The sequence below is a fragment of the Beijerinckia sp. L45 genome (genome assembly GCF_009765775.1).
GTDB lineage: Bacteria > Pseudomonadota > Alphaproteobacteria > Rhizobiales > Beijerinckiaceae > RH-AL1.
In genome coordinates this window covers 28,167-29,031 of sequence record NZ_LMUU01000172.1, presented here as the reverse complement: position 1 = coordinate 29,031, position 865 = coordinate 28,167, and the positions used below count along the sequence as shown (strand labels likewise).

The window sequence follows — 865 nt, the reverse complement described above, 5'->3', positions numbered from 1 at the left end:
GGCAGCAGCGGGAGGAGCGAGAGCGCGTTCACGACTGGGGCTCGACCGGCTTCGCGACAAGCGGGCCGGCCTGCGGTGCCGAAACGCCGTGCAGATACGCGTTCACGATGCCGTAGCATCCGAAGATGAACGACGCGGTCGAGACGACCTGGTGCGCGGCGCCGGCTGGGATGAAATCGGGGATGGCGAGCGCGCCGCCGCCGATGGCGCCGAGCAGCACGAAACCGGCGTTGATCGCCATGGAGACCTTCGGAGAGATGGTCATGTCTTCAGTCCTGGTAGTTTGCCGGGAGCCGCCGGCGCGGGATTTCAGCGCGCCGCCGGCGCTGGGGTCTTGGACGCGGCGGGCGCCGCGGGCTTCGCGGCGAGCACGATCGAGCTCTTCAGCGCGGCGAAGAAATGCTGCGCGATCGCTGCGATATCGGTGTCGTGGTCGGTGCCGTTGATGATGCGGCGGGCGTCGACCCAGTCGGTCGCGGTGCCGTGGAAGTAATCGGATAGTTTCTTGCCGGTGAACCAGCCAAGCGTCATGCCGTAAAACATGATGGCGGCCGCCACGTCGGACCGCTTCGCGAGCGCCGGCGTCTTCACCATGTCCTCGGCAGCCGTCAGGACGCCGCGCATGTGGAGTTCGGTGTCGGCCTTCCGGTAGTTCTGGATCCAGGTCAGCTGGACGTCGCCGCGGCCGTCGTAGACTTGGTGCCAGGGCCCGGCCGGCGCGCCGTAGGCCCGGCCGTGACCATGTCCGATCTCCTCGATCGGCTGCATGGTGTGCTCGGTTTCCCAGTTGGCCGTCGCCAGCATGTAGGCGATGAACCGCGTGTCGCCGGCGGGCTGCAGGCGCTCCCACTCCGCCAGGATCGCG

General features: G+C 68.1%; 2 protein-coding genes. Both read right to left on the bottom strand.

The genetic code is table 11. The features are described from left to right. Positions 1-28 precede the first annotated feature (28 nt). Entirely contained in the window at positions 29-241 is a 213-nt protein-coding gene (locus tag GSQ79_RS19065) for a hypothetical protein (protein ID WP_158810250.1), read from the bottom strand. A 68-nt stretch (positions 242-309) separates the two neighbouring features. Further along, on the bottom strand, positions 310-865 hold a 556-nt coding region (locus GSQ79_RS29080), incomplete at its 5' end, for a hypothetical protein (protein WP_210253139.1).